Annotated in this window: 34 protein-coding genes, 2 tRNA genes and 1 pseudogene; all 37 read right to left on the reverse strand. The window is 34.9% G+C overall.

Annotation, left to right across the window (positions count from 1 at the left end; genetic code table 11):
- Window positions 1-57: 57 nt before the first annotated feature.
- Window positions 58-618, reverse strand: a complete 561-nt coding sequence (locus IGI63_RS05210) for a PTS sugar transporter subunit IIA (RefSeq protein WP_025189410.1) — start codon at window positions 616-618, stop codon at window positions 58-60.
- 792 nt (window positions 619-1,410) lie between these two features.
- Window positions 1,411-1,517: transfer RNA gene (locus IGI63_RS05215), tRNA-Met, on the reverse strand.
- 55 nt (window positions 1,518-1,572) lie between these two features.
- Window positions 1,573-2,361, reverse strand: a complete 789-nt coding sequence (locus IGI63_RS05220) for a DUF3825 domain-containing protein (protein WP_429975446.1) — start codon at window positions 2,359-2,361, stop codon at window positions 1,573-1,575.
- A gap of 585 nt (window positions 2,362-2,946) precedes the next feature.
- The gene (locus IGI63_RS05225; RefSeq protein ID WP_429975447.1) at window positions 2,947-3,774 is read right to left on the reverse strand and encodes a peptidoglycan recognition protein family protein; all 828 of its coding nucleotides are present in this window, start codon (window positions 3,772-3,774) and stop codon (window positions 2,947-2,949) included.
- Entirely contained in the window at window positions 3,758-3,988 is a 231-nt protein-coding gene (locus IGI63_RS05230; protein ID WP_429975448.1) for a phage holin, read from the reverse strand. The genes IGI63_RS05225 and IGI63_RS05230 overlap by 17 nt, the downstream gene beginning before the upstream one ends.
- A 13-nt stretch (window positions 3,989-4,001) precedes the next feature.
- Complete coding sequence (locus IGI63_RS05235) at window positions 4,002-4,208, reverse strand: BhlA/UviB family holin-like peptide (RefSeq protein ID WP_429975449.1); 207 nt, start codon at window positions 4,206-4,208, stop codon at window positions 4,002-4,004.
- 24 nt (window positions 4,209-4,232) lie between these two features.
- Window positions 4,233-4,382, reverse strand: coding sequence for an XkdX family protein (locus tag IGI63_RS05240; RefSeq protein ID WP_429975450.1), 150 nt, complete (start codon window positions 4,380-4,382; stop codon window positions 4,233-4,235).
- The gene (locus IGI63_RS05245; protein WP_429975451.1) at window positions 4,375-4,689 is read right to left on the reverse strand and encodes a hypothetical protein; all 315 of its coding nucleotides are present in this window, start codon (window positions 4,687-4,689) and stop codon (window positions 4,375-4,377) included. The genes IGI63_RS05240 and IGI63_RS05245 overlap by 8 nt, the downstream gene beginning before the upstream one ends.
- 25 nt (window positions 4,690-4,714) lie before the next feature.
- A complete protein-coding gene (locus IGI63_RS05250) occupies window positions 4,715-5,170 on the reverse strand; it encodes a hypothetical protein (protein WP_429975452.1) in 456 nt (151 codons plus the stop codon).
- Between the two features lie 17 nt (window positions 5,171-5,187).
- Complete coding sequence (locus IGI63_RS05255; RefSeq protein ID WP_429975453.1) at window positions 5,188-6,219, reverse strand: BppU family phage baseplate upper protein; 1,032 nt, start codon at window positions 6,217-6,219, stop codon at window positions 5,188-5,190.
- An 18-nt stretch (window positions 6,220-6,237) separates the two neighbouring features.
- A pseudogene (locus IGI63_RS05260) lies at window positions 6,238-9,037 on the reverse strand (phage tail spike protein).
- A complete protein-coding gene (locus IGI63_RS05265) occupies window positions 9,019-9,753 on the reverse strand; it encodes a phage tail protein (protein ID WP_429975454.1) in 735 nt (244 codons plus the stop codon). Before IGI63_RS05265 ends, IGI63_RS05260 begins: the two are co-directional and overlap by 19 nt.
- Window positions 9,743-12,640 carry a tape measure protein gene (locus IGI63_RS05270; protein ID WP_429975983.1) on the reverse strand — a complete coding sequence of 966 codons (2,898 nt, stop codon included), beginning with the start codon at window positions 12,638-12,640 and terminating at the stop codon, window positions 9,743-9,745. Before IGI63_RS05270 ends, IGI63_RS05265 begins: the two co-directional genes overlap by 11 nt.
- Window positions 12,641-12,888: 248 nt before the next feature.
- Window positions 12,889-13,242, reverse strand: coding sequence for a phage tail assembly chaperone G (gene gpG / locus IGI63_RS05275; protein ID WP_002364485.1), 354 nt, complete (start codon window positions 13,240-13,242; stop codon window positions 12,889-12,891).
- A gap of 52 nt (window positions 13,243-13,294) precedes the next feature.
- Window positions 13,295-14,137, reverse strand: a complete 843-nt coding sequence (locus IGI63_RS05280) for a major tail protein (RefSeq protein ID WP_429975455.1) — start codon at window positions 14,135-14,137, stop codon at window positions 13,295-13,297.
- Window positions 14,138-14,512: a phage tail terminator family protein gene (locus IGI63_RS05285; RefSeq protein ID WP_429975456.1), complete on the reverse strand. Its 375-nt coding sequence runs from the start codon at window positions 14,510-14,512 to the stop codon at window positions 14,138-14,140.
- Between the two features lie 3 nt (window positions 14,513-14,515).
- Entirely contained in the window at window positions 14,516-14,914 is a 399-nt protein-coding gene (locus tag IGI63_RS05290) for an HK97 gp10 family phage protein (protein WP_429975457.1), read from the reverse strand.
- The gene (locus IGI63_RS05295) at window positions 14,907-15,284 is read right to left on the reverse strand and encodes a hypothetical protein (RefSeq protein ID WP_429975458.1); all 378 of its coding nucleotides are present in this window, start codon (window positions 15,282-15,284) and stop codon (window positions 14,907-14,909) included. The genes IGI63_RS05290 and IGI63_RS05295 overlap by 8 nt, the downstream gene beginning before the upstream one ends.
- Window positions 15,281-15,625, reverse strand: a complete 345-nt coding sequence (locus IGI63_RS05300) for a hypothetical protein (RefSeq protein WP_429975459.1) — start codon at window positions 15,623-15,625, stop codon at window positions 15,281-15,283. The genes IGI63_RS05295 and IGI63_RS05300 overlap by 4 nt, the downstream gene beginning before the upstream one ends.
- A gap of 8 nt (window positions 15,626-15,633) precedes the next feature.
- Window positions 15,634-15,870, reverse strand: coding sequence for a hypothetical protein (locus tag IGI63_RS05305; RefSeq protein ID WP_429975460.1), 237 nt, complete (start codon window positions 15,868-15,870; stop codon window positions 15,634-15,636).
- Window positions 15,871-15,893: 23 nt separating this feature from the next.
- Window positions 15,894-16,796, reverse strand: coding sequence for an SU10 major capsid protein (locus IGI63_RS05310; protein ID WP_429975461.1), 903 nt, complete (start codon window positions 16,794-16,796; stop codon window positions 15,894-15,896).
- A gap of 13 nt (window positions 16,797-16,809) precedes the next feature.
- Window positions 16,810-17,439 (reverse strand): capsid assembly scaffolding protein Gp46 family protein, encoded by a 630-nt coding sequence (locus tag IGI63_RS05315; protein ID WP_429975462.1) that lies wholly within the window; start codon window positions 17,437-17,439, stop codon window positions 16,810-16,812.
- 139 nt (window positions 17,440-17,578) lie between these two features.
- Window positions 17,579-17,809: a hypothetical protein gene (locus IGI63_RS05320; RefSeq protein WP_048947168.1), complete on the reverse strand. Its 231-nt coding sequence runs from the start codon at window positions 17,807-17,809 to the stop codon at window positions 17,579-17,581.
- Between the two features lie 66 nt (window positions 17,810-17,875).
- A complete protein-coding gene (locus tag IGI63_RS05325; RefSeq protein ID WP_002395890.1) occupies window positions 17,876-18,100 on the reverse strand; it encodes a hypothetical protein in 225 nt (74 codons plus the stop codon).
- Window positions 18,101-18,104: 4 nt separating this feature from the next.
- A complete protein-coding gene (locus IGI63_RS05330) occupies window positions 18,105-18,425 on the reverse strand; it encodes a hypothetical protein (protein WP_429975463.1) in 321 nt (106 codons plus the stop codon).
- Window positions 18,426-18,427: 2 nt separating this feature from the next.
- Window positions 18,428-19,474 (reverse strand): phage head morphogenesis protein, encoded by a 1,047-nt coding sequence (locus IGI63_RS05335; RefSeq protein ID WP_429975464.1) that lies wholly within the window; start codon window positions 19,472-19,474, stop codon window positions 18,428-18,430.
- A complete protein-coding gene (locus IGI63_RS05340) occupies window positions 19,449-20,924 on the reverse strand; it encodes a phage portal protein (protein ID WP_429975465.1) in 1,476 nt (491 codons plus the stop codon). The genes IGI63_RS05335 and IGI63_RS05340 overlap by 26 nt, the downstream gene beginning before the upstream one ends.
- A 12-nt stretch (window positions 20,925-20,936) precedes the next feature.
- Entirely contained in the window at window positions 20,937-22,325 is a 1,389-nt protein-coding gene (gene terL, locus IGI63_RS05345) for a phage terminase large subunit (protein WP_429975466.1), read from the reverse strand.
- Window positions 22,318-22,884, reverse strand: a complete 567-nt coding sequence (locus IGI63_RS05350) for a helix-turn-helix domain-containing protein (RefSeq protein ID WP_429975467.1) — start codon at window positions 22,882-22,884, stop codon at window positions 22,318-22,320. Before IGI63_RS05350 ends, terL begins: the two co-directional genes overlap by 8 nt.
- Before the next feature lie 17 nt (window positions 22,885-22,901).
- Window positions 22,902-23,129, reverse strand: coding sequence for a hypothetical protein (locus tag IGI63_RS05355; RefSeq protein WP_429975468.1), 228 nt, complete (start codon window positions 23,127-23,129; stop codon window positions 22,902-22,904).
- 253 nt (window positions 23,130-23,382) lie between these two features.
- Window positions 23,383-23,453 (reverse strand) — tRNA-OTHER (locus IGI63_RS05360).
- Window positions 23,454-23,740: 287 nt separating this feature from the next.
- Window positions 23,741-24,166: an ArpU family phage packaging/lysis transcriptional regulator gene (locus IGI63_RS05365; RefSeq protein ID WP_429975469.1), complete on the reverse strand. Its 426-nt coding sequence runs from the start codon at window positions 24,164-24,166 to the stop codon at window positions 23,741-23,743.
- A gap of 374 nt (window positions 24,167-24,540) precedes the next feature.
- On the reverse strand, window positions 24,541-24,756 hold the full coding sequence (locus IGI63_RS05370) for a hypothetical protein (protein WP_429975470.1): 216 nt from the start codon (window positions 24,754-24,756) through the stop codon (window positions 24,541-24,543).
- A 3-nt stretch (window positions 24,757-24,759) separates the two neighbouring features.
- Window positions 24,760-24,960, reverse strand: coding sequence for a hypothetical protein (locus tag IGI63_RS05375; RefSeq protein ID WP_429975471.1), 201 nt, complete (start codon window positions 24,958-24,960; stop codon window positions 24,760-24,762).
- Window positions 24,961-25,140, reverse strand: coding sequence for a hypothetical protein (locus tag IGI63_RS05380; RefSeq protein WP_010828489.1), 180 nt, complete (start codon window positions 25,138-25,140; stop codon window positions 24,961-24,963).
- Complete coding sequence (locus tag IGI63_RS05385) at window positions 25,141-25,362, reverse strand: DUF1642 domain-containing protein (RefSeq protein WP_429975472.1); 222 nt, start codon at window positions 25,360-25,362, stop codon at window positions 25,141-25,143.
- Window positions 25,363-25,872 carry a DUF1642 domain-containing protein gene (locus IGI63_RS05390; protein WP_429975473.1) on the reverse strand — a complete coding sequence of 170 codons (510 nt, stop codon included), beginning with the start codon at window positions 25,870-25,872 and terminating at the stop codon, window positions 25,363-25,365. It lies immediately after the preceding gene.

A 25,872-nucleotide genomic window follows, 5' to 3' on the forward strand; every position in this document is an offset into this window, starting at 1 on the left:
ATTTTATTTCTGTTCAAAAAAACAGATATTCCTTTATAGAAATATCTGTCTAATGCATTAATTGGCTGTGGCAGAGCCAACTGGTGTACCAGCTGTAACCATGCCAGTTTTCTCTAACGAAAATTGTGCTACTTTATCCATGTTGGTAATAATGACAACCATTTCAGTTCCTTTACCAGCTGCTTTAATTGCTTCTAAATCAGCAATTGCGACCACCGTATCTGCAGTCACTTGGTCGCCTTCTTTCACTTTAATAGTGAACGGTGCCCCGTTTAACTCTACCGTATCGATACCCATGTGTAATAAAATTTCGAGACCGTTTGTCATTTTTAAACCAATGGCATGTTTTGTTTGGAAAACGCTTAAAACTTCTCCTTCAATAGGTGCATAAATTTCACCATTTTCTGGAACTACTGCATAGCCATCTCCCATCATTTTTTGTGAAAAAACAGGATCATTCACTTCACTAATTGGGATAACGGTTCCATTGGCAACGGCATACATTGTATTATTTTCGACAACTTCATTCTTTTTCTTCAAAAATCCAAACATTTCTCTTCCCCCATTTTTTAAAGTATCACTAGTATAGAAAAAAGTTTCATGAATTACAAGTGGCACCTTTGTATAATTCTAAAATTTATTTTAAAATAAGAATTTGCATTGGCATTTACTTTGTCAGCGGGTATACTTATACTTGATGTATTTTGCATTTATTTCAGAAATAACAGCCAATGTTCTAACGTGTTCTTTACTAATCTAAACCCATGTATATTAAGGTTTCAAAATTATTTCCATTCTTTGCTAACTTATTTTTATTCTAAATATGGTATTCAAATGGTAGTCACACCCACCGCCTCTGGTGGGTTTTTGTTTCGTGATATTTTATGGTTGTGGTATAGTTTTTTTGAAAAGGAAGTGGTTCAGTCAATGTTTATTTCGCGTTTGTTACTTCTAATTTTTTCTGTATTAATTTTCTTTGTTGCTGTTTTTGTAACAATCATTTTTATTCATGATAACTTTAATAAAAATAAAAGACCTTAGTGTTGGCTAGGGTCTTTTATCGTAATCCTATATAGTGTGTCGTTCTGTAATATTTATTATTTCTAAGCGTATAGGATTGTCCGCAGGTTGGACATAAATAAATATTTTTATTGTACTGCTTTCTTGCTATAGCTCCACAATTACAATCGATATAATAAGTTCTATCCTTGTTGTATCTATTGTTCTTTGGATAAATTGGATTTTTAAAAAAATCATATCCCATTTTATCGCCTCTTCTCTAAATTTATTTAGAAAAAAAGCTCCCAGCTAAACTGAGAGCTTTACTCTGTATGAAAGAATTCCTACACTTAGGAGGTAGGTTTTATTTTCGGATATGTCGTAGACCGTATCCTTATCTGTAATTATAGTATATTTTAGGCGCACCTAAAAGTCAATAGTTTTTTACAATTATTTTATTCGAACCATCAACCGAACGGTTATGAGCCGTTTGCTCTAACCAACTGAGCTAAGTATTTTGTAAAAAAAATAAATGTAATAAAACTAGTAAGTCTATCTTAGCCCTATTTAATATCAATGATTATTTAACCAGTTGCTCTCTGGCTTCATTATTAATCTTGCATTACAATATGCCATTCCTGGCGTAAGTATCGTATTAATTCTATATGAATGTTGATGTTTTTCAATTGCTAAAGGAAGCGTTTCATTACCAAATTTCAAAGGAGCTAAGTACATTATTTTTTTATTGTAATATTGAGGAACAACAAGTCTATTATTTCTTAGTATTCTTTGTTTCATTTGTTCAGTTGAAGCATTTAGTATAGTGACTATCAATGAATGATCTAATTGTTGAAGACTTACTGGTAATCTATCATAATTATCTCTTACTATGTGATCCATATTATATAAAATTGTTAATTTAGTATCAAAATACATATCCTCTGGGTTGTCTTCAAAGTAGTCAATGTGAGATGGTAAATCTCCTCTCATGCTCTCTGGTATTTTATGGTCTGAACTTCTATAAAAACTTTCAAAAAACCACGGTTGTTCACCAGTCCTTTTGTTCTTTGTAAACAACATGAAAATTTCTTCACCATTAACAGTCAATAAGCCTGTATTCATAACACATTCATTTTCTTTAATCAACAACCTATCTTCATCAAAAGATTTTGAAAAAGTATGATGAATGTATTGAAACAAAACCCCATATTTTTTCTGTTTATCTTTAGAATTTGGATTTTCATAATACCAATCTTCTTTTTCTGCTAGTTGCTCGGCTAAAAAGATTAATTTGTTGTCAAAATTACCCAACGCTGCAAAAGCTTTTAGAGGTGGGATATCTGCCATTTTATTATAGCCCATAATAATCACATCCTTATTTTAAAATATTTTTAAAATTATTTTATCACTTTTTACTAGACAATTTCAAATTTCTCATGTAGTATATTGTTAAAGATGAGGGTTACAAACTAAATTTATACGGAACGTATACTCAATACTCAATCCTCAATATTACGTATCAACCTTACAAACTAAAATAAAAAAAAAGTAGTCAATTTATTTTGACTACTTTTTTATTTTCAAAAAACGACCAACTTATCTAGAAAAAGCGGTCTACGTGAAAAAATAAGAGTTTAAATATGTATTAATATTTTACAATATCTGTTTTTTGAGTTCAATATTTTTTATAAAAAGAGCCGCCTTGGGGAAGGCGCCTCAAGAGATATATAACAAAACCACCTACAATCAACTCCTAATTGTAGGTGGTTACGCATTGGATTGAGGTTTCCAAATGAAATATGAATGTACATGTCTGAGAAAAATATACCATACCAGTGTTTCTATGTAAAACAAAAACCGCCCTAGTCTGGTAGAGGGCGGTTCATGAAAAATTATATCTTAGACAAGTTCATTGTACTGCTGCTTTTCTTTTTAGGCAAGAACTTTTTACACTACAGGAAAAACTGATTCTAATCGTTTATACCATGGCGCATTTTTAGGCCACTTATTCCGATCATAACTTGGTATTTCCTTGCCATTGTTTAAGCGATACAATTCTTTGATAATATGGATTTCATCTGGATGATACATCCGTTTACAAGTTACGCCATTACAAAAGAATGTTGCCCAGTGATCCCCATTATCTTCTAATTTTCCTGTTTTACTATTAATTGGTCGTTCGTAAGTACAAAACATCGTGACCACTCCTTTTATATTATTTTGTTTGTCATTACTTGAATTGCTATTGCTCTCATTTGGATTGCCCATATTTTTTTTAATTTGGTTAATAAAATAGTCTTTTACTGCATTTACATCACGTCCATGTAATTCCCATGAACGGTGTGGGCATGCTGTTGGTGAAAATTCTTTGTGCAATCTTACAGTATCTCTATTAGGTTGTATTCCCCAGAATTTCATATCCTCAGCTACTTGTTTAAATGTTATTTGTTCATTTGCTAAGAAGTCTACATCACTAGCGCCCATTGATTGACATACTTCATAGCCAACATAATTCAAATTCCCATCTGGATTCGCTGTGTGCCATGCTGCATTGAATGTATCTTCTACACGTGCAATTGTATTTCGATCAATATAATAATGAGCAAAACCATTCGCTAGTTGTGTAGGAGACATTACAGCCAAAGCGTTGACATATTGTGCAGCGGTCGCATAAATACTTCCGGCATCATTATGAATGACAACGCCCTTTGGCGTTGCATTGGGACGTCTACCGGCAATCCCTCCGCAAACAGATTGATTAATCACTTGCACCATCTTTAGGTTCACCTCTTTTTTGTTCTTTTTGATATTGAATGCTAGATACGCCTAAAATTGCCCCTAAAAGAGCTGTCCCAGCGTTTAATACGGTGACGACATCATCTGGATTAGAAATACCTATTTTTGTTCCTACCGTCATAATAAATACTGAAATAGCAGGTAGTACAGTAAGCACAATCCATTTTGCGGTATTGTAAAATTTATTACTCATTTTCTAAGTCACCTCACTTTATTTTTTCATGAATTTTATCCACAGTACTTTTAATTGCTTCGACATCCCCCAGTGCATCCGTTAATTTATCAATCGTATTTTGATAGCGCTCTTCACGGATATTATTCTGCTTCATTACCCAAATCAAAAGGCCTACAAATAATAAAGCAAAGGTAATCTGTTCTGGGTTATTTAGCATCCCTTCAATAATTTTTTCCATAACAGCCTCCAATCGAAAAACCGCCTAGCTTTCGCTAAACGGTTCTCCTGTTATTTTTGTGTACTCTTCTTTTGTGATTGATCCTAATTCAACGTAGCGATGGATTTCTTCGTTAGTATAACAGCCCCAATTGTAGAATGTTTTTACATCATCAAAACTTGGAAATTTATTCATTTGAACCCCCTGCTTTCTTTTCTAATTCATTAATTTTTAGCATTGTTTGTGCAGTTATTTTGTTTGATTTAGCTAGTTTTTCATCCGCCTCTGCTACTTGAAGTGTTAGAATGGCATTTTGTTTTTTTAATAAGTCTAAATCTGTTTTTTCAGGATCATAATGCAAAGTCGAACCGTCGAAAACATAATCTTGTATAACTGCTGGATATTGTTCTACAGTCACCTCGATATAGCCAGCAGTTTCGGAAAGTTCATATTTTTCTACTCTTCCTTGTTTGTTGGGAATCCAAATTTTTATATCGTTCATTTTTCTTTCTTCCTTTCTTTCCATATTATGGTGTAGGCATACCCTTGCTACTCCAACTACTTTGAATATAATAGTCTTCTGTTTCGGAAAGATAAAAAAGTATTCTTTCATTATCCCAAGAGTATGTCACATAATCAGAAATTGGTGTTTTCCCGATTTTTTTAACATTGATTATGGTTTGAGTATTCCCACTTACGCGATACGTTCTAAACCCGTATGGCACTTGAAAAAGAACGAAAGCACTACTTCCAAATCCTTTCTTCACAATAATATGCCCGCTTAAAGTTGTAACATCACCTTGTCTATCAAACTGTAACGCAGCTGATCTGATATACTCTTTCCCCTGTTCACTAACGATATCTTTTTCTGTTAGTGTTGCAGAATAAGTCTTGCTTTGTGTAGTCATCGTTTTCACTAGTTCTTCAAAGTTCTCTTGAATTGCTTCTGCCCCGTTCTTCATACGCTTATAAATTTTTTTCATAGCGAAACGCACTTCCTTTATTGAATTTTTATATTTTGTATCTTTGCTCCAAAAACTTCGAAATGAAGTGTCCGATTTTTCTCTCCAACGATTGCTGTTCGACTATCTGAAACAAAAGCTTCTTCTTTTAATACATAATATGCTGGCACTTCGATACTTACGTTATAAGTGTCATAACTTGTTTGTATTGGTACGCTATAAATCGTCCCTTCCCCTAATTCATCGAGTGCATCGAACCCATCCTCTTCTGAACCAATAGCATTTACGTAATAGCGCGCTTTAATCTCAGGTTCATACAAAGAATCATGCTCAATAATGTATTTTTGAACAGTGGGAATTTTCTTCTCAAACACCTTATCCAATTCTAGTTTTATTTTTTTATAAATCGCTTCTAAATCTGAAATCATTCGCTTATTCAGATTTGAATGTCTGAACCCTTGCATATCTATTCGTGCATCCATTAATTCGGCTAACATTGTGCCACCTGGATCAACAGTTTTTAAAATATCTTTAATTGATTCAAACCATGAAGTGAAATCTTTTTTTTGCGCATCTTGCCATGCTTCAAACTCTTCTTTTCTAGCATTCATCCATGCTGTGAAATCGCCTTTGTTATCATTGATAAAAGCGGTCATGTCTGCGATTAAATCTTCTATTGATTGCCAGTATGACCCCATTTCACCTTCTGTTTTAGAAGCAGCATTCACAACAAAGTAAGAGAAATTCTGCGTTGTGCCGATTAAATCGTCGCCTTTATAAATACTGAAATACGCTTCCTGTCTGTGTAACGACTGCATAGAATATTCATCAAAGGTATAGTGAATCAGCCCTTTTTTGGCATCTATAATTTTTGTCGGTCGTTGAATCGGAAATTTATTATCAATATGCGATTCAAAAAAAACTTTACCGTCCGTTAAATCTAACAGCAAAGAATTTTCTGTAATATCTACTTCAAATACTTCTGTATTCTTGTTCCCTTGACGTACATTGATAATACCGACATAGTTATAAGGATCAGTTGTACTTAATGTTGCTTTCCATTTAACCATTGAAAAATCCTCCTTTCGTTATTTTGGTGGAATAACAATCGATTGAATCGAATTAGCAAAATATAATCGGTCATATTTTGCGACGATTTGTCCTTGCTCGGCATTCTGTTCTATGGTTTGAATACGTCCGTTATCTAAGCCATAAATCACACCCGTGTGACCATTTGCGGGGTCTACTGTCCAACCTGTTCCCCATTGTCCACTACGCCGTACATTAACAATGGCACCTACAACTAAATCCTTATACGTTGGATTTTTGATTACTTTCCAACCAACCGCATTCCAATCGTAAGCTTCGCCAATATCTGCAGCAGATGACGTATCGCCAATGACGTGTGAAAATCCGTAAATTGTTCCTGCGCCTAAACCACAGCCCCCCATAAAACCAGAAAATTCCGCTGGTACGGCGTAACATTGCCCATTACCAACTCGTTGACCCATTAAGGTCTCCAAATGTTCTATGCCAGCTTTTCCTGTCGCAGTAGAAGCTTTTAAATCTTTAAATTTGTCATACCATGTTTGCGCGTAGGTTTGTCTTTCAGGATGTGCTGTAGCTGGACGTTCAAAGTTTAATTCAAACGTATAAGCCGCTGTTTTAGGCGAATTGATAACTTTAAATTCATCTACCGTTAACGGATTAACTTGTCCTAACCATTGCCCATTAAACATACACCAGTTGATCAATTGCGCTTGAGCAAATGAAGTTCTGTAGTCTTGTTTGATACCTGCAGCTGCGATTAAGCGTTGTACATATTCTCGACCGTTCCAAGTAGGTGTACCTACCAATGGATACGCTGATCCATCCCATTGAACCCAACCATAACCAGGCCCTCCATTTTGTTCTGTGTCTGGATTCATACTTGAACCAACTTCTCCTTGAACATTTCCAAGGATACCTGCAGCTGCGGCTTTGCTGTATCCGTTAGCTAATAGGTAACTCCATAAGTCCCAAGCAAACTTATCTGCATCGCTTGTAACTTCGGATGGATAGCCACCTGTTCCGCCACCGCCACCGCTTTGGTCTGGGATGACTTCTTTACCTCCCACAATCAATCGATCGACTGTCAGAATTGCTTTACTTCCATTTGGACCAAAAAAGTTAAAATTATTTCCAACAAAGAACTGTGTTAAACCAGTAATTAAATGACCAGCTCCTGATTGGTTAGACAAACCGATAATTTTTTGGGGATTATCTGCAACTAATAGCAATGAATTCCCATCAGAAACTATAGGATTTCCGTTTTTATCTACTAGCCCTGGAAAAGGATTCCCTTTTGTCCCTATTGAGCCAATGTGGCTATTGCCATTCCAAAACTCCGTACCTTTTTTTGTTAATTCCATTATTTTGGTTTTTCCATTCCATGCTTGTAAAACACCATTGACTAAACGTAATATATCTCCGTAAGAGTTAAATGACGTTTCAAAAATATCAGATCTAATTTTACCCGCTCGGATAAAGTCGGCATTTAAAATACCATCAATGGTCCAAGCGTTTCTAAATGGACCTTTCCATCCTGTAGTTGAAAATCCGATGCCTTGATTGTTAATAGCGATAACATTCTTCGCAGTATCTGTGGAATCTGTATCCATAAAATAAAGCGTATGCGGCCTATTTTTAGGATATTGAAGAATACTACCACCTTTTACACCATTAATTAAATCGGTAATGTAATCAATGAAATCACTCATATAATCTTTCTTAGTCAACGTTTTAATAAATTCTTGAAAATCTTGACTTTGCTGTTTATAAAAAGCAACTTGGATATCTCCCGCAGTGATTTTTATTGTTTTTTCTGCTAAAGCATCATAGACAATTCCAGTAACTTTTGTTTGAATGTCAATATCATAAAGCTTGTGATACACAATGAACGTATCGAATAAATTATAGTTTCGCATTTTCGCAAATTCTTTTGCTTCTTCTGAATCTGTGAGTTTCTCAATTTCTAATTCAATAGAAACTTTAGGCTTATCACTTCCTGGATATAACGTAGTGAAGTATTTACCTGCCACTTTATTTAAGCTGGATAAATCTTTTACTCCTTGATCTTCAGTAAACTGAACATATTGCGCATAAACATCAGGATACTTGGTAATATATTCGCTTTTAACCGCATTTCCATAAATCCGTTGAGAAGTTCCGTCTGCTTCACTTTGAAGCTCTGCAAATAACAATACTTTGGTGACAATTGATTGCCAATCAAATTTAATGGTTAATCCTTTTAAATCTTTACCATAACGAACAGTTTCAACTGTTATCTTATCCTCTACGTCTTATCAAAGATAATTTAAAAGGTTCTCGTTTGATTTCTCCGCCCCAGTATTGAAGCAAAGAACCTTGTTCACCAGCAATACAATTAAGTACATTTCTAGCTTCGAATATCATACTAGAAGCTGTGTTAATATCAGAATGAAGTTTGATATCGCATGGTTCGTCCATGTTCTGTTCAATTAATCTCATAGCTTCTGCACCATTACGATTATCAACTGTTACTAGCCTCACTTGTCTGTTTCCTAGTTTATAAGTACGAGATTGAGCATAAATGACAATACTATTGGTAAACGTATCTTTAAACGTTTGTTTGATCTCGAAAATGTGATATTCTTCTAAATCGTTTGGCTTTGCTTTAATTTGATAGCCATTTTCGAAATAATCACTAAATCTGCTAATCGCTGGGTAGTCCATTTCTAGTTCATATTTTCCGTTTGCTTCTTCAGTGATTTCGCAACGTGTCGCATCAACAAGACGTCCTAATCCATTTGTAGAAAAATCTTTTTCTCCAGGTTTAAAAATAACTGGAATCAAACCTTTCGCCTCCAATTCGGCTGAACCTTAAACTCTGTTACTTTTCCAGTCCAGCGAAAATTATTTTCTCCACTTTTAAAAATTGGGTAATCTTTGAAAAGTGTTTTATGATCCAAAATTTCAAACGCTCCACCTGATTTTCGATAAGCTTCTTGTTTTTCTGAATCGATAATGATATCTCCATCAATTGCTTTTAATGAATATGATTTATTATTGATAAAAAAAGAAATATCCCCAGACCCCAAAATCTGAATAATGGGTTCTGAAGGATATTTTTCTGTATTGATTAACTGATTAGGATTACTTATCCAATATTGGCCAATACGATTTTTCTTAAAAGGTCGGATACTTACAGTAAATTCAAAAGGAATTAAAACACCATTTTTTCTTGTTCCTGTAAATTTTGGTGGACTCGTTACAATCGCCTGATAAATATAATGCTCATCAAAATAGACAATAAAATCAGAATAGTTTCCCATATCGAGCCAAAAGGAAATTTCATCTTCTAAAAAAGAAACTTCTTGCAAAGTATTTGCTTTCGCATAACATGTAATAGTACGTTCTACATTTTTATAATATGCAAAATCAACGGCTATTGAATCATTACCCATTCGCTCCCTAAGCTCTACCACACGTCCTGCAGATAGTCGTTCAGGTCTTTCTCTCATGAATACATTGAATTCAGAACTATGTTTTCCATTAAGAAAAAACTGACCTCTTTTAAATTCCACCAAAAGCACCTCCTTTTGCATCACTATCTCTATTTTTAACAATTTGAATATACTTAACGAGGTCTTTAGCCATATCCATAAATTGTTTTTCATTTAATTTGCCCATAGCTTGTATATTGATATTGAAAGTATCACCGCCAATATTAGTCGTGTCATTGCCTTTATTTTTAGCTAAGCTTTCTGTTTGAGCTCCTTGTCGGTTGATATATCTGCCAGTAGTAGAAAAATTTGGTAACTCTGTTGGTAAATCAGTCATTTTTTTCACTGATTTGTCAAGCGTTCCTTTTTCTTGGTCAATACCAGCTACAACACCTAATACAATATTTTTACCAATCATATCTCGCATCCATCTTGAAGGTGAATGAATGCCTAAAGCACCTTTGATTTTTTCTTTAATATTTCCAGCAACTTCTTTAATTTTTTTACCGACAGCACCAATCATTGAACCAATACCGTTAACTAACCCTTGAATAATATTCTTACCGATTTCAAATAAATCGATATGACGCATATCATTAAAGGTTTGCTTCACATTTTCAACTGTATCACTAACACTTCTTTTAAGATTATCCCAAGCATTTTTAGCACCTTGTACCAAATTGTTGAAAATATTAACTGTTCCCTGTTTTAAGTTTTCCCAACCGTTAATGATGCCGTCTTTTATACCTGTCGCAAGATCAACAATCCACTGTTTAAAATTATTCCAGGTATCTTTTGACCATTGAACAGTTGCGTTAAATGTATTAACAGTACCTTGTTTTAAGTTATTCCAACCATCAATTACGCCATTCTTTATATTCTCAATAGTAGTAAAAAACCAAGTTTTCAACCCTTCCCAAGTATCCATTGTTGTTTGTTTTAGGTTTTCCCAAGCTTGCAATGAAGCTTGTTTGATATTCTCCCACGTTTGAATAAAGAAAGAGGTAATATTATTCCATATTTCGCTAGCTTTAAGTGATAAATCTGTCCATATAGTAATTACAGACGTTTTCAGTCCAATCCAAATGTTAAGTACTGCCATTTTCATATTGAGCAAATAATTACTGATAATTGAAGTGATTGAATTCCATATTTCAGAAGCGGCTTCTGTAATATTATTCCAAACAGCTAACATGTTTTCTTTTGCTTCTTCCCAACCACCGGTGATCATAGAAGTCACAAAAAGAATAGGCGCTAATATTACATTCTTCAATATAGTAAATAAATTTTCTCCAATATTTACAAGATTTTCCCACAAATTTTTCAAAAAGAAAGACATATGAAGAAAAGTATTTTTAACACCTGTAACTAAAGGCCCAATGTACTTCCACACAAAATTAAATGCGGTAGAAAATACTTCTGAAATAGATTCTCCAATTCCTTTAAACCAATTTTTGATATTATCAAATCCATTTTTAAAGTTTTCTCCAACACTTTTAGCACTATCAGCAGCACTTTGTTTAATATTTTCCCATGTATTTTTTGAGCCTTCTTTTGTTGAATTCCAAAGTCCACTGAAAAATCCCTTGGTACCGTTCCACTTATTTTTAACCCAGTCGGCTGCATTTCCAGGTGCTTCTTTCATCCATGTGCCAGCATTTGAAAAAGCTTCTTTTGTGCCATCCCACATATTGCTGAAGAATTCCATTGTCGAATCCCAAGCTTTTACAACTACATCAGCAGCGCTTGAAATAAACTCCTGGATGTTTTTCCAAATGTTTTTAACAGCATCTCTAAAACCTTCATTGGTTTTCCAAAGATAAATAAACGCTGTGACTAACCCTACTACAGCAGTCAAAATTGCGACAAAAGGATTTGATAGCATTGTCTTATTTAAAATTGCTTGAGCTATCGAAAGTGCTTCTGTACCTTCCCTCCAAGCTTTAAATGCTGCATTCACTTTATTCACAAGCATCAACGTTCCGATGCTACCAGCTAAACCTGCAAGTACAGGTGCAAAAGGTTCCAAGGTGTCGTATAACTCTTTGACTGTTTTTATCATTGGCGGAATCATCTCAGCAAACTTAGATAAAGCTGCTTCCATTTTGGCCCCTTTGTCAGCAATGATTTCACTTATACTTCCAAAACCCGCATCTTTTAGTCCTTCATTAATTTTAGTTATGACATTGCCAACACCACGAACAATCGCTGTTTTCATATTAGCTAAACTGGTTCTGATTCCTCCAGTTGCATCTTTCGCAATTTTTTCTAAAGATACTAAACCTCCACCACCGTTTTTATTCAAATCGATTAAAGCATTCTGAAATTTTTCAACTGAAATGTTTCCTTTTGATAAACCTTCTTGTAATTCACCCATAGTCAATCCCATTTCTTCTGCAATTGCATTCAAAACAGGTCCCATTTTGCCATCTAGCATTGAATTAAAAGCTTCACCTTGAATTTTCCCAGACGAAAAAGATTTAGATAGTTGCATAACTACATTATCTACATTTTCAGCAGAACCACCAAATCCAAGAATTCCATTATTTAAAGCAGCAAAAATTTGTTCTGATTTGCCTAAATCTCTTGTGGAAGAAGCCAACATTTGTACGTTGCTTACAGCTCCATCCAAAGGAGTAGGTAACCCTTTGATACTTTTCTGTAAATTATTCATCGTTTTTGCTGTTTCGCCAGCTGAAAAGCCCATATTTTCAAATACACGGTTTGCGTTGTTTAACGTATCTACGCGATTGATAGCTCCATCAATATTACTGGTAATCAGCCCAATTCCTTTTGAGATGATTTTAGTTGCTCCGCTAGCTAAAAAGTTACCAACAAACGACGTCCATATGGTCCCAAGAGAGCGGCCGCCTTTTTGTCCTGTTCTGTCAACCTCTCCATCAAAACCTTGTAACTTTTTTACTGCTGAATTTAATCCTTGTGAAAAACCAGATTCATCCAGTATCATTTTTAAGACTAAGTCTTCATTGTTCAATAAGTACCCCCTCCCTTCTTAGAACATTGTGTGTTCATCAAGGAATTTAAGTTCTTCAAATTCTTTAACAGCATCTCTGAACGCATAAAGTTTCATAAGTTCGTTCAAGTCTGTATTCTCAATTTCGTTTAGTGTCCACCCATTTTCAAGAAGCACAATTTTCAATTCTGCTTCTCGGTACTGTGGACTAAATTTAAAATGAGGATGATAAAGGAGATATGTTACTTTTTTTTCTGATCAGAATAAACTGCATCATAACCGCTAGAGACAGACCCTAATAGTTGACCCGTAATTTTTAAGATTTCACGTGCATCCATTCCGTCAAGAAATTCTTGGCCCGTAAATTGACCTTCAAAAATAACTTTTGCGATAAAGTCATAACATTTACGCAAAACAGGCCGAATTTCCTCCATGTCGTTTGTTTTGACGATTTCTTCTAGTTCTACTTGTAATTCTGTTGCATCTTCCATAACAGATCCTGGTAACATTTCAGCAGATTTAAATTGTTTAGTGGTGAAATTGCCTTCTTCATCTTTCAAATAAAGTTTAATTGTCGTTTGTAATTTGCTTGCCATTTTTTAATTCCTCCATTTAAATAGGACGACACTTGGCCGTCCTTGAATTTTTTTAAGCGTTAATTGTTACGCTGCATTCAGCTGTATGGTTGCCATCTTCAGTAGTGACAACAATATTTGTGGTTCCTGCTGATACTGCTGTAACTTTTCCTTGCACAGGTGTTACTGTTGCAATTGAAGTATCATTTGATTTGAATGAATAGATTTTGTTTGTTGCATTTTCAGGTGTAATTGTTGGCGTTAGGGTTGCGGTTTCACCAACCGTTAGAACTAATTCCGTTTTGTCTAAAGTGACACCACTGACAGGATTTGTAGACTCTTCACGTGGATTAGTAACCTTAGTAAACCAATTTTTGATCATATCTAAGTCAACACCTTCATCGTCTTCATCGACTGAATACATGTATCCGACACCAGGAACATCAACAAATGAACCTGTCCATTCTGGATGGGTATGTGAAACTTTACTACCTTCTAACGTCGATGTTTCGTCAGAAGTTAAGGCAAATTTTCCTTTGTAAAAAATAGTATAGCGGTACTTACCATTTGACTTTCTACGCCGATAAGCAAAAGCGCCATCAGGTGCAATATCCTCTGCTGAACGAAGAATCCCACCTTTTACTTTATTCCCACCAGTAATCTCTGCTAGTATTTCATTTTGATAGCCATTTGTTTCTAACTTAACCTCAGCGCCACCAAAAGCGACATATTGGTCTTGTACTACACTATCGCCGTAATCTGGGGTCGTTTCTGTCGTAACGTCTGGTTTAATACTAACTGCAGTACCCATTGTAGTAGGTGCTTCATACGTAGGAAAAACACCTGTATCATCTTTTAGTGGAAACCAAGTCGGTTTCTCAACGGAAATAACACTTACATTTTTTTTCACTGTCATCTATTCTTCACTCCATTCGATTAATTGAGGAAAAGCAACATTAAAATTGATATGTTGAATTCCATCTGTTTTAAATGTCTGATAATCTTCCGAAAACAATTCGTTTCCGTCCAAATTCAACACATTAAAAAAAGCCCCACAGCTTTCTGTTAGGCTTCTTACTAATTGTTTATTTTTCTTACTATCAACTAACGCGATGTCAACGTTATATGCTTTATTCTGAACGTTTTGACCAACGTTATCAGTCATGCTTTCTTCTACACTCAAAACAAAATAAAATGGTTCTGACGATTGCATCACATCATCAAGATAGATAGGTGCATTCGAGAACTGTTTTATAGTGCTAGTAAGCATTTTTAAAATTTTGTCGTACATATCCTATCCTTTCTTAGCAATGATAATCGCCATTTGTTTAAATCGTTTCGGAATATATGTTGCATTAGCTAATTTATTAGATTTTTGCAACATGAATCGCCCTTTTACAAATCCACCATTCTTCGTTCTGTGTCCGTCATTTACATATTTGAAATATTTTTCATTGTTAATTAAGGCGCCAACGATTCTACCACTTGATGTTTTTCTAGCTTTAATGATTCTGTATCCACGTCTTAAATCACCTGTTTTAATCGGCGTAATAGGTACAATTAACTGATAAATCTTCGCTAACGAATCATTGACCATCGCGATACCTTCTTTTTCAGCAATTGGTGTCATTTTCTTTAAATTAGCAATAACTTTGTCAGCATTCGAGGTCATTCTAAAATCACTTTTACTCATCGATTGCACTTCCTGTCAATGTCACTTCGATGTGACTTGGATAGTTAAAGGGTTTCTTTGCAAATAAAATATGCTTTTGACCTGTTCTTTGAATGACAGTGATTCTGTCGGCCTTTTTCACATCTACATCAGGCATTAAGAATAATTTTTGATCTTCGTAAGTGATATTAAAGTTCCCTTTGTTTTCAACAACTGGTAAGCTTCCAGCGCTACCCAGACCACTTTGAGACAGTGCGCATTTTAACTTCCCATCATGAATTGGTGAATAACCTTGTTCCGTAATACCTGTTTCAGGATTTTCGATATCACCCATTCTTTCAATAACACAAGTATCAAGATAGGTCATTGCCAAAATATCTGCTTCATTCAATAGTAAAACACCCCACTATCACAGCCAATTAAACGTTTAATAGTGTCGCTGTAATTACCAAGTAATGCTGTTATGCTCTGCTGCGTTGTTGCATAGCTAATAGATGTATCACCGCGCTTAATGCTAGTCACAGCTTGTTCTATTTCGCTTTTAAGCGATTGATACAAAATCTCTGTGATTAACGAATTAAATAACGCCCAATCAATTTCAATCTTGCACGTATTATATGAACTGATTTCTAAAAGAACAAGGTCTAAGACAGACGAAATACGTTCTTTTGCAACGTTTGGCAACATCGTTTGAATCAATTCAATTATTTTTTGTTTTTGTTCGTCTGTCATATAATCACCTAAATTTCTGTTAAATCTGCAGCTTCTTCTAAAATTGCAATTGCTTTTTTATCAGAAACGTTCACTTCGATTTTTCCGTCAACTGCTGCAATAAATTTGCGTGTTTCAGGATGAACAAAACCAACGAAATTTTTATTTTTTAAAACTTTGAATGTTTTTGTTGCAGGTTTCACTTCTTCAGTTACTTCTTTTGTCTCTTCGATTACTTCTTCTTTGACCTCTGACTTTTTAACCATAATTATTCTCCTTTACTTTTTAATTATTCACCTGGTGCTGCAGTTGCAAGGTTTAAGATTGCCCCTGAATTCGAAGCGTTGTATTCAACGGTATATTCACCTACTACGCCAATACGTTTAGAATCAGTTGTTTTAGCTAATTCTTCTGCACGCCATTCACGCAACGGACGTAATTTAACATAGTTAGTATCTAAAGCAATCATTGTACCAGCTGGTAATGATGGTTCAATCAATGCACTACCTGTGCCATAGTTAGATACAATACGGCCTAGTTGTAGCCCAAATGCTACTTGCTCACCAAAACTAAATACTTTCGTACCTGCTTTATCTAATTCATCAGTCATCAAGTCGACCATATCTGTAGAAACCAGACATAATTTTTCTCCACCGTATCCATTGTCAAACATTGCTTTAAACATCTTGTCGACGTCTTTACGTGTAACGGCATCTGCAGTAGCTGTTTTGATCAAGTTATTAGAATTAATTAAATTGATCACACCACTCATTTGACGACCTTTTGATCCTGTTTCATTTGCCTTAACACCAACTAATAATTTACGATTTAAATCTAACTTCATTTCTAATGCACGTTGCAGAACCTGGTTACTTAATTCATTACCAATTCCATCAACTTTAATAGCATCTAATGTCCCTGAAACTGAAGTTGCTTTACGGAAAATTTCCGTATAGTTGCTAAACCAGTTACGTCCTGTTTCTGCATCGTTGTATTCTCCACCTTCTACTTGAGCAGATGAATCTTCTCTGTTAAGTTCAGATTCACGCCATTTAATTTCTGTAGAAGCTGTTGGACTGGTTTTACCAGCTCCTAATAACCAACTTAAGAATGGTGTTGATGGAATTTGAAATGCGTTGATTTCTTGTGAAATGTCTAAATACTCTAGATTATTTACCGAACTTTTTTTCATTTGTTATTTCCTCCTAATTAATAAATGCTTGTAATTTTTGTCCTAATGATGATTCTGGATTTTCAATCATTTGCGTTGACTGATTACCATCAGTCGCATTAGTTTGTTGCTTATTACCGAATGCTTTTGTCATTTCCATGTTTTTAATTGCTTCAGCATGCTTTTCATTGATGGTGCTTAAAACACTTGTGAAAGCTTCTACTGCACTTTTGGTAAACTCTGTGTCTGAGCTGACTAGATTGTTTAGCATGAACTGAGAAACGGATTCGCTTAATTCATCTTCAAGTTTCAACCCAGCTATTTGTTCAGCTACAAAAGCTTTATTTTCACTAGTAACACGTAAATTTTTCTCAGCTTCAAATTCCGCTTGTAATTTTTCTAAAGCAATCTGCTCAGGTGTTTTATTTTTCTTGGATTCTTCATATTGCTGCACAGCTTCCTGTTTTAGCTTATCAAGGTTATTCTGTTTCCAAGCTTCTAACTGTTCGTCTGCAGCACTTTGTGATTGAGATTGAATGAATTTCTGTGCATCTTCATTCGATTCGACAAATGCTTTAAAATCAGCAATAGTGAACTCTGGTTCATTTCCCCCACCATCAGCAAACATCTGCAAATTCATTGGTAATAATTTTTTTGTTTTCATTTTGTTTCTCCTTTCGCCCCACGATTCGTTTGCACGCCCCGCATTGCTTTAGATTATTTATTGCGCCCCGCCATTCAATCAAGCCCAGCATTGCGCTAGTTTAGTGTCATTTCGGACAAAATAAAAAGCCTAACTTTTGTTAGACCTTTTCCTTCACTTTAATTTTAAAATATTTTTCTATATCCGTTTCTAACTCTTCTAAAACAAACTCTTGTAATTCCACAAATTTCTTGTAGTTAAACAAATTAAAAAAATATAATTGGGAAATTCTATACCAATAGTAAAGTTTTCGTTTTGTTGTTATTGTTAAAACACATTCTTTTTTTAGATGTTCCTCGTAATCTGCATCTAAATAATCATATGGATCCATTTTATCACCTCATAAGATTCCTAAATCTTCTAATTCCCACAACTCGTCTAATTCATCTTCATCCATTTAATCAATCGACCTCGCATATCCTGCTATATTCCCTAAATTAAATACTGCATGTCTTGCAGTCTGAGTAGATTGCCCTAAATAGTCAAAAATAACCATTGTTTTACCATAACTATCTTCTTCAACTTTAAAATTAGTTACTCTTTGAAATAACGCTGTCTTAGCATCATTAAAATAAATAACTATGGAAACATCATTTTCTGTTGTATTAAAACCGTTATTCATCTAATCACTCCCAATTCTTGTGAACCAATTCAGCACCTAGCATTTGATAATCAGTGACAGCATATTTTACATTTTGCAGAGTCCTAGACACAATCGAAATAGTTAATTTGCTTTTTTTACCTGGTAACGAATACAAAATATCAACGTGACAATAATTACCACCCCAAACTGATTCAAGTTCATCTTTAACGATATTACCGTTGCCGTCTCTTAAAGTGTGCTTGGTCAAATATCGTTCATTTTCTTGTTCAAAAGCTTTTTTATAGGCTTTTTCTGTACCATTGGTTACATCTAGCTTTAACAACGCTTCAAACAAACCTTTCATTGCTATCCTCCTCTCCTATTTAATTTTATTCCCCAATTATTATTAGCGAACTCATCCAATAAATCACCAAACATCTCTTCATACAATTTATCTACGTCATCGCTAATTTCAGGAATAATTGGTATTTCAGTACAACGGCAACGTCCATGATACGGAGGATGCCAATCATCTTTAATCTCTTTTCCGTGACGTCCACCACAAATAGAGCAAACACGCTCATCTTCTGCCGACCAGCTTTGTGTTTGCTTAACACCTACATCCTTTAGCGATTTTCTTACACCCTCTACAGCAAAATGTGAATATTCAGTTCTAACAAGATTTTCAATCGAACGATTAAACTTTCCTTGCTCTAACTTAAACATGCCACTAATAACACCATCATTTTTCATTGTTTTAAGAGCTTCTAAAACACCTTCGCCACTTGCTAAAGAATTAATAATAGAATTACTTAGACGTTGCTCTAGGGTTGATATATTGCCCCATAAACGAGATGAAAAAGTTTTTCCGCTCCATGGATAGTTCATGATGTTTTCTAGTTCATTCTTAGTTAATCCAGGTGCTGAACCGCCTAATAATTGCATTAATGCATTAGAATTAGAATTGCAGATTCGTTTTGTGATGTTTTCTAAGTCGTTATTAAATTTACCGTTAACATTATTGGCTATCGCTTCCCCTGCAAGGGCAGAAAAAATGTCTGCTCGTAATTGTAACAGACGATTGACCTTTGCATAATCGTAAGATGGAAAATACTCATCTATGAATTGCTTATAAGCTTCATCTGATTCCATCAACTTTTCATAGTTCTTTTCGATGTACTTGCGGTACTTCTCTTGGTCTCGTTTGCTAAAGTCTTCTAGCATTTTACTTTGAGTGATATCGTGTAAATCTGCTTGTGACAACAGCTGTCTTTGAATTTTAACTAAAGCACGTTCGAAAACAGATTCTAGCTCATTAAGAGTTTTCTTTTCCAGTTTCAAACGTGCTTTATCTTCTAATTCACGGCGTTTTTCCCAATAGAGCTCGTTAGCCCTTGTTTTCTTCTTCGTCATTATCCGCACCGCCTAGCTTGCCGTATTCCCCGCTTGGATAGTTTCGCCCTTGTTCTAAATTCATTAATTCCATTTCATAATCGGGGTCTTTAACAAATGGAATCTGATTAATAATTGTTCGTTTGGATACAAACGGTGAAAGTTTAGGTAACGCCTCAGCAAGATATCCAATATCAGTTGGTAAACTACGACTAAACGTAAACACAATTTTAGAAACATCTACTTCTAATTTATCGCTAAATTTTATAAAAGCCGCCATCGTCTCAGTTACTTCTTTTAAACCCTCTCTAAAATACTGTTCTTTCGTGTTTGTTTTGGCTTCTAGTGCAATAATTTGCCATTTACGAGCTTCACCAGAAGCGTTTGACTTAAACACCTCATCATTAAAGTCGATTGACTTAGTGACCGTGTAGTAAAGCTTTTTCAGTTGATTAAGATGATACTCGTTGAAATCTTTGTTAATGTCTTTCGTTACATAGCCAACCTTCGCCTGTGGATCTGGCAAGTTAATGATACCTAGCTGTTCCATCATCCTCTGTGCTTCTTTTTCACCTAAACGGGACCCACTAATCATCATATACGCTAATTTAAACTGTTCGACTTCATTTTGCTGGTCTGAAAGGCTTCTGTCGAAAGCATCAGAAAGTTCCTCTGCAACCTCAAAATCGCAATAACGATTCGTGTTGTTTTTAAATTCTGACAGGTAGAACGTTTCGAGAGGGTTATCAGTTTCTGCTGTCAATTTAAATGTTTCAGCCGCATTCATTAAATTCGTTTCCACGTATCTGTTATACGTTAAGATTTTTTTCTTAGTAACAACTTTCATTTCTTCGAAAAATTTCTTTTGGTGTGTGTCATATTTCTCTCGAATGAAAATATCTGCATTCTCATATTTTTCGGCTCTCCATGGTTCGATATTGCTCGCCCATAATTGCCAACCTTCCACGGTTTCAACAGGTTCTAACAAACGAAAAGCAACACCACAAGCTCCTTGATATCGTGCCGTGTCTGAATCCAACATTGCGAATCGCATTTCTTTAACTAATTCTGCTAGTCTATCGAATTCTTTAGGTGTTTTTATCTTCGCACTGACATTACCTAAAAATAAATCCTTTGTTTTTTGAATTAAGGACTTTCTTTGTTCTGTAACATCATAATCCCATTTAACTGGGATACCTGTGAAATGATCAGCTGCTTGATCAACAATGGTGTTGTATAAGCCGGCGTGAAGTTTATTATTCACTTTTATAATTTTTGTGTTTGGTTTAGGTCTGCTATCAATCTCATTTTCTTCACTTGTGTAAGCTTTGTATTTACGCTCTCTGTCATCAAAGAATGGCTTCATCTCTGTTATGAAGTCATTTGGATCAAAAAGCTCTTCATTTATTTGCGTAGAATATTTCGTTCGTAATCTTTTATATCGACTTAATGTTAAACTACTTTGGAACAATCATTCCACCTCCTAAAATTGAATAAATTGAACTTTATTATCATTTGCTAATGTTTCTACAATGCCTGTTACAGCATCTGGTGCATCATCGTGTTTGTTTTTACCTTCCCTTTGGTAAGTAGTCATAGCTTCATAAAATTCTGGCCATCTTATTTTCCAATCCGATGGGAAATACACATTATTTTCTACAAGTGCCGAATTAGAAAGAATACGTGATTGTTTATTTGCCGATTGATGAAATGGCTCGTAATAAGCACCACGATATCCTCGTTCTTTAACAATTCTTTCTGAGTTACGAGAAAAACCACGCCCACCAGAGTTAGACTCAATGCGGACATGGTTCACTTGGTTATTTTTAATTTGTTCAGCGTGTGCTGTTTCCGTTTGTTCCATTGGTTCTTTTGTAAATAGAACATCCAATACTTCTGCTTTATGATCTTCTGTCTCACCAAAAACAATTGAACAAAGATTATCAGCACCAGTGTCTGCTGTATCGGTATAATTCCATATTTTAATGTAATTAGAGCGTGTTTCATATGTTGAAAATTTTTGGTACAAACGCCCTTTTAAATCAATCGGTTCTTGTTGATAGTTAGCAGAAGCAATATCTGCACCCATCGTTTTCTTTTTACGGAAATATTCTTCTTTAGAAAGGACAGGCTCACAAAGCATGGTGTCTGTTTCTTCGTTATATGCTTTCATGCTAATGTGCTTTACTTTATAACCAGATTGAGGTAACTCTTTTAAAGTTTTTCCTGCTAAATCATTAGAATGCCACCTAGTCATGATGATTATAATTTTACCGCCTGTTTCTAAACGAGAAAGCATAGTATTGATAAACCAATCCCAGTGCTTCTCTAAAACCATAGCGTTATTTGCTTCTTCGGCATTTTTAATTAAATCATCAATGATAATGATGTCTGCGCCAAAACCTGTAGCTGTTCCTGTTGGAGATGTCGCTAGATAATTATTATAACCACCATTCAAACTCCACAAATTCATAGCGCCATCACCTGATTTTATTTCTACACCAGGGAATACATCTGAAAATACTATCCTGCCTTCATCAGCTTTTATTTCCTGAATAGCATTCCTCACACTTTTAGAAAATGTTGTAGATAATGTTTCGTTATATGAACCCGTCATTATCTTTTTTTGATTGTCATTTCCTAATAACCATTCTACGAATTTACCAGCAGTTCTCGATTTTCCATGTCTCGGCGGTTCGTTGATAACTAAAACGTTATCGTCGCTATCATAAATGAATTCTTGCAGGTCATCACATAACTCTTTTAAGTACTTTCTATCTTGTTTGTAAAAGTCAGATGTAGTTAATTTACAATAGTCCCAAAAATAACGACGGGATAATTCTAACTTCGCACCTAAAACGATTTTATCCATCGCCTTCAGCTAACTTTCTTAATTCTTCCTCAGACAAACCAGCAAAAGGATTATTAACAGACAGTTGAGTTTCTTTCTTATCCCTCCATACATTTGGCTTTCTATTTTTCAACCAGAAAATAGCTGCAGTTGGATTAGGGGATACTTGTTTATCAACCTCAAGTAAAATTATCCTTTCTGTTGTTGGAATTGCTTTTATAGCAGCATCTTTAATTTCTTGTAAATCCGCCTCTGGGTGGTCCATTTTGTAGCGTTGTTCATATTCTCTTCGCTCAGCATCAACAATATCCTTGTCACGATCGACGACTTTTGCTGTTCGTTCTGTGTATTCATAGCCTGTCGCACTTTTAAACAGCGCATTTTCAACTTGACGATCCACAACCTCTTTTCCTTTTTTAAGGGCGGAAGAAATGGAAGAAAATTTCTTTTTCCAGTCGGTAAATGTTCTTTCAGATACTCCAATATTTTGCGCGATTTGTTTATCGACGAGGCCATCTCGTGCCCACCCTTCGATTTTAATTAATCCTTCGTTAGTTAGCCACTCTGTGTACTTTGCCATGACCTCACCTCTTTTCTCTAACTATATTTACTCATATTCTCTTGTACATGCTTGTCACTCCAATACCCATGACCGCAATATACCAACTTGCAATAGTCAATTTCTTGTGGGGTTGCTTCCCGTGTCATTTCAATGATGGAATAGGACTTCTTAATCTGCACTGACATTACTACCCGTACTGCATCGACTGAGTGCTTCGGCTGTGGATATTTATGTGTTAACGATACATACCAATAGTTTTTCATATAGTTCTCTCCTAGTTATCTTTATGTACTTGATTCAACAGATCACTTCTTGTTATACTATTTATGGGTAGCAACTCCTTTTTGTAAATAAAAACCAACAATTTTTGCACGAATGCTACCCAGCCACTAGATTCCCATAGTCTAGTGGTTTTTTGTATGTAGAAAAGAGACACCCCGCAAGCGGATGCCTCTCGTGAAGGATAGAAACATCTATTGACGCTTCCTAATTTATTTAAGCAGCGTTTGCTACTTATTGGCGTGACAGGAATCGAACCTGCATCTTATCTCACACGAAGCCAGTTGCATCCCAGATGCTACACGCCATACCACAGTGACTGATCAATCAAATACCAGCAAAAACAATTGATAAAGTTTATCCTAAACATACCTAGCTACTACTACATGAGTTTAGGAATTGCTCTCGTGCGTAAGCAGCTGCCGCAGAGTTCTGGTTAATGTGTCCATTTCTTTGACTTTCGACACTACTATAATAACATCTAAATATTGATAAAAACCGCCAACTTTCCGCCAAAAAACCGCCAAAAATAGCGACTATCTCTATAAATCTTATATATACTATGTTCATAGTTTGCCTTTTTTGAAAAAAAACGTCAACACTTGCTTTTGTATGCAATTATTTTTCCATTTCGATACGCTTCAGCAAATTCAATCAAAGCTTCTGATTTCATTCGTTGAATACTTCTTTCAGAATAGCCGACTTCTCTGGCGATTTTGTAATTAGAATAATGGTCCTGCACACAAAAACTGTAGTGAAGTATTTGCCTACTAACAATAGAAAGGCTTGCTAAAGCTCTTAAAATAGCGTCTCTCTCCATTTCAGCATAAACTCTTTCGACAATGCCATCTTGTGTCTTATTAACAGAGACTCCTAATGTTCTAGGCATATCAGAAAGATGTGGAGAACGGATATCAATGAGTGACTTACCAGCGATGCGCTCCCATTTTCGGTATTGTGCTAGCACTTTTCTTGCATTCATTTTCGTTTTTTTAGTATCAATATCAGGAAATAATCGCAAATTCTCCGCCTCCATGGTATAATAAATTAGAATCTCTTTTACTTACACAAAGATCAGCTAGCGGAAACTAGTTGGTCTTTTTCTTATTGCAAAATGGAATCATTCTTTGTATAATGTATTTGCTTATTAGTACTTCATTTCGGGAAAGTGCTAATTCACACGAAAAGGATAATCGGCGGAAAACGGTTGTCCTTTTTCACTGTGCAAAGTTACCAATAGTCGGAGTAATCCGACTTTTTTATTTATACTTATTGAAATTCATTATTTTATTATGCTATAATATAGGTCACTCAATTCATCCAGAGTGACGTCATCTAGAAAACACAACTAGAAAAAACTAGTTGTGTTTTTCTAGTTAAGATAAAATATTCTTCTTAGTCAACCAGTGGTCGGTTGGCTTTTTTATTGTTTAATTCGACCGTTATCGGTCTGCCGTATTTTAAAATTTTCCATTCGCCATTATAATGTTTGTTATAAAAATCTGCATTACGTTTAGCAGCTGATAATGTGTAAAAGGTTCTTCTCAGGTATTCAACATAAACACCATCGACTTGCCTTCCTAAGATATAAACTTCTGGATAACTTAGCATTACTTATCCTCCCTTAAATAAGGTACCAAGCTGATACAGCCCTCTATTAGTTTGGCGATAGACTAATATCACTAATTTTCCATCAATACATTTCAAGTCAACATACTCAAAAACATCATCTGGATTTTTCTTGTTTAAATCTTTAAAAAATCCAGTAATGTGAACATCGTAAGGTTGAGTATTGAATTCTTTAAATTTGATCATTTATTCAGCCTCCATTTTCCCATTAATTAAGTTTTCAATTTTTCTCGAATCTGCTGGCTTAAAATACTGCTCATATAATTTTTCGATTTCATTGTCTAATAATCGGTGCTTATCCTCTACGATTGATTTGAATAATTCTTTTTGTTTTGGCGTTGTAAATTTCAATTCTTCTATTACCATCTATTCACCTTCTGCCTTTACAGCAAACAGCCAATATCGCTCGTCAACTGCTTTGATTTCTTGTTCTGTGAACATTTCTTGAACCAATCCAATTAAATTATCTGACCAGTCAACAATATTGTATTTACCGTTCTCATGATCCAGAATTAATCGTTTGTGCACATCCCCATCATTCATAAAATCGACATAGTAAAGCTGCTCTTTCTCATTAGTGTTCATCATTTAAAACTCCCTACTTAATATGAAATTTGAATTATTAACGTAGTCAAATTCTTCAATATCACAATATTCGCCGATTTTATTAGCAATATCCAATGCTTCTTGTTTATCGTTAAAAAGAATTACTTCATTTCCATATCTAAAATAATCAGTAAGCCCTTTAACTGCGTATAGCGGTTCTTCCTTGACTTCGTAACCGTTAATTACAGCTCGATAAAATTCATTACTATTTTTTCCATACCAATTAATCACTGCTGATAATTTAGAATCTTCACATGTTCTACCATCGCTACCGTAATGATCTGACCACGCGCATATTTCATAAATAGGGTCTTTATTTTCCCTGATAAATTTATCAATAATCGGCGGAACAACGACTTTTTTCGGTTCGTCTAGTCGTTTTGCTAAATTAATTGCTCTTTCGTTGGCATAGTCAGCACCTTTCAAATAATCAAGGCTGTCTGTAGAAACTTCTATGCATTCTAATTCTTCAATCAATTCTTGTTTATTCAT

Origin of the sequence: Enterococcus sp. DIV0086, assembly GCF_050498705.1 — a bacterium.
Classification (GTDB): Bacteria; Bacillota; Bacilli; order Lactobacillales; family Enterococcaceae; genus Enterococcus; species Enterococcus faecalis.

Excerpts from the sequence above, each read along its gene's own strand:
- IGI63_RS05220 (WP_429975446.1), bottom strand. The coding sequence starts at position 2,361 with ATGGGCTATAATAAAATGGCAGATATCCCACCTCTAAAAGCTTTTGCA.
- IGI63_RS05225 (WP_429975447.1), bottom strand. The coding sequence starts at position 3,774 with ATGGTGCAAGTGATTAATCAATCTGTTTGCGGAGGGATTGCCGGTAGA.
- IGI63_RS05230 (WP_429975448.1), bottom strand. The coding sequence starts at position 3,988 with ATGAGTAATAAATTTTACAATACCGCAAAATGGATTGTGCTTACTGTA.
- IGI63_RS05235 (WP_429975449.1), bottom strand. The coding sequence starts at position 4,208 with ATGGAAAAAATTATTGAAGGGATGCTAAATAACCCAGAACAGATTACC.
- IGI63_RS05240 (WP_429975450.1), bottom strand. The coding sequence starts at position 4,382 with ATGAATAAATTTCCAAGTTTTGATGATGTAAAAACATTCTACAATTGG.
- IGI63_RS05245 (WP_429975451.1), bottom strand. The coding sequence starts at position 4,689 with ATGAACGATATAAAAATTTGGATTCCCAACAAACAAGGAAGAGTAGAA.
- IGI63_RS05250 (WP_429975452.1), bottom strand. The coding sequence starts at position 5,170 with ATGAAAAAAATTTATAAGCGTATGAAGAACGGGGCAGAAGCAATTCAA.
- IGI63_RS05255 (WP_429975453.1), bottom strand. The coding sequence starts at position 6,219 with ATGGTTAAATGGAAAGCAACATTAAGTACAACTGATCCTTATAACTAT.
- IGI63_RS05270 (WP_429975983.1), bottom strand. The coding sequence starts at position 12,640 with ATGATACTGGATGAATCTGGTTTTTCACAAGGATTAAATTCAGCAGTA.
- gpG (WP_002364485.1), bottom strand. The coding sequence starts at position 13,242 with ATGGCAAGCAAATTACAAACGACAATTAAACTTTATTTGAAAGATGAA.
- IGI63_RS05280 (WP_429975455.1), bottom strand. The coding sequence starts at position 14,137 with ATGACAGTGAAAAAAAATGTAAGTGTTATTTCCGTTGAGAAACCGACT.
- IGI63_RS05285 (WP_429975456.1), bottom strand. The coding sequence starts at position 14,512 with ATGTACGACAAAATTTTAAAAATGCTTACTAGCACTATAAAACAGTTC.
- IGI63_RS05290 (WP_429975457.1), bottom strand. The coding sequence starts at position 14,914 with ATGAGTAAAAGTGATTTTAGAATGACCTCGAATGCTGACAAAGTTATT.
- IGI63_RS05300 (WP_429975459.1), bottom strand. The coding sequence starts at position 15,625 with ATGACAGACGAACAAAAACAAAAAATAATTGAATTGATTCAAACGATG.
- IGI63_RS05305 (WP_429975460.1), bottom strand. The coding sequence starts at position 15,870 with ATGGTTAAAAAGTCAGAGGTCAAAGAAGAAGTAATCGAAGAGACAAAA.
- IGI63_RS05310 (WP_429975461.1), bottom strand. The coding sequence starts at position 16,796 with ATGAAAAAAAGTTCGGTAAATAATCTAGAGTATTTAGACATTTCACAA.
- IGI63_RS05315 (WP_429975462.1), bottom strand. The coding sequence starts at position 17,439 with ATGAAAACAAAAAAATTATTACCAATGAATTTGCAGATGTTTGCTGAT.
- IGI63_RS05320 (WP_048947168.1), bottom strand. The coding sequence starts at position 17,809 with ATGGATCCATATGATTATTTAGATGCAGATTACGAGGAACATCTAAAA.
- IGI63_RS05325 (WP_002395890.1), bottom strand. The coding sequence starts at position 18,100 with ATGAATAACGGTTTTAATACAACAGAAAATGATGTTTCCATAGTTATT.
- IGI63_RS05330 (WP_429975463.1), bottom strand. The coding sequence starts at position 18,425 with ATGAAAGGTTTGTTTGAAGCGTTGTTAAAGCTAGATGTAACCAATGGT.
- IGI63_RS05335 (WP_429975464.1), bottom strand. The coding sequence starts at position 19,474 with ATGACGAAGAAGAAAACAAGGGCTAACGAGCTCTATTGGGAAAAACGC.
- terL (WP_429975466.1), bottom strand. The coding sequence starts at position 22,325 with ATGGATAAAATCGTTTTAGGTGCGAAGTTAGAATTATCCCGTCGTTAT.
- IGI63_RS05350 (WP_429975467.1), bottom strand. The coding sequence starts at position 22,884 with ATGGCAAAGTACACAGAGTGGCTAACTAACGAAGGATTAATTAAAATC.
- IGI63_RS05355 (WP_429975468.1), bottom strand. The coding sequence starts at position 23,129 with ATGAAAAACTATTGGTATGTATCGTTAACACATAAATATCCACAGCCG.
- IGI63_RS05370 (WP_429975470.1), bottom strand. The coding sequence starts at position 24,756 with ATGCTAAGTTATCCAGAAGTTTATATCTTAGGAAGGCAAGTCGATGGT.
- IGI63_RS05375 (WP_429975471.1), bottom strand. The coding sequence starts at position 24,960 with ATGATCAAATTTAAAGAATTCAATACTCAACCTTACGATGTTCACATT.
- IGI63_RS05380 (WP_010828489.1), bottom strand. The coding sequence starts at position 25,140 with ATGGTAATAGAAGAATTGAAATTTACAACGCCAAAACAAAAAGAATTA.
- IGI63_RS05385 (WP_429975472.1), bottom strand. The coding sequence starts at position 25,362 with ATGATGAACACTAATGAGAAAGAGCAGCTTTACTATGTCGATTTTATG.
- IGI63_RS05390 (WP_429975473.1), bottom strand. The coding sequence starts at position 25,872 with ATGAATAAACAAGAATTGATTGAAGAATTAGAATGCATAGAAGTTTCT.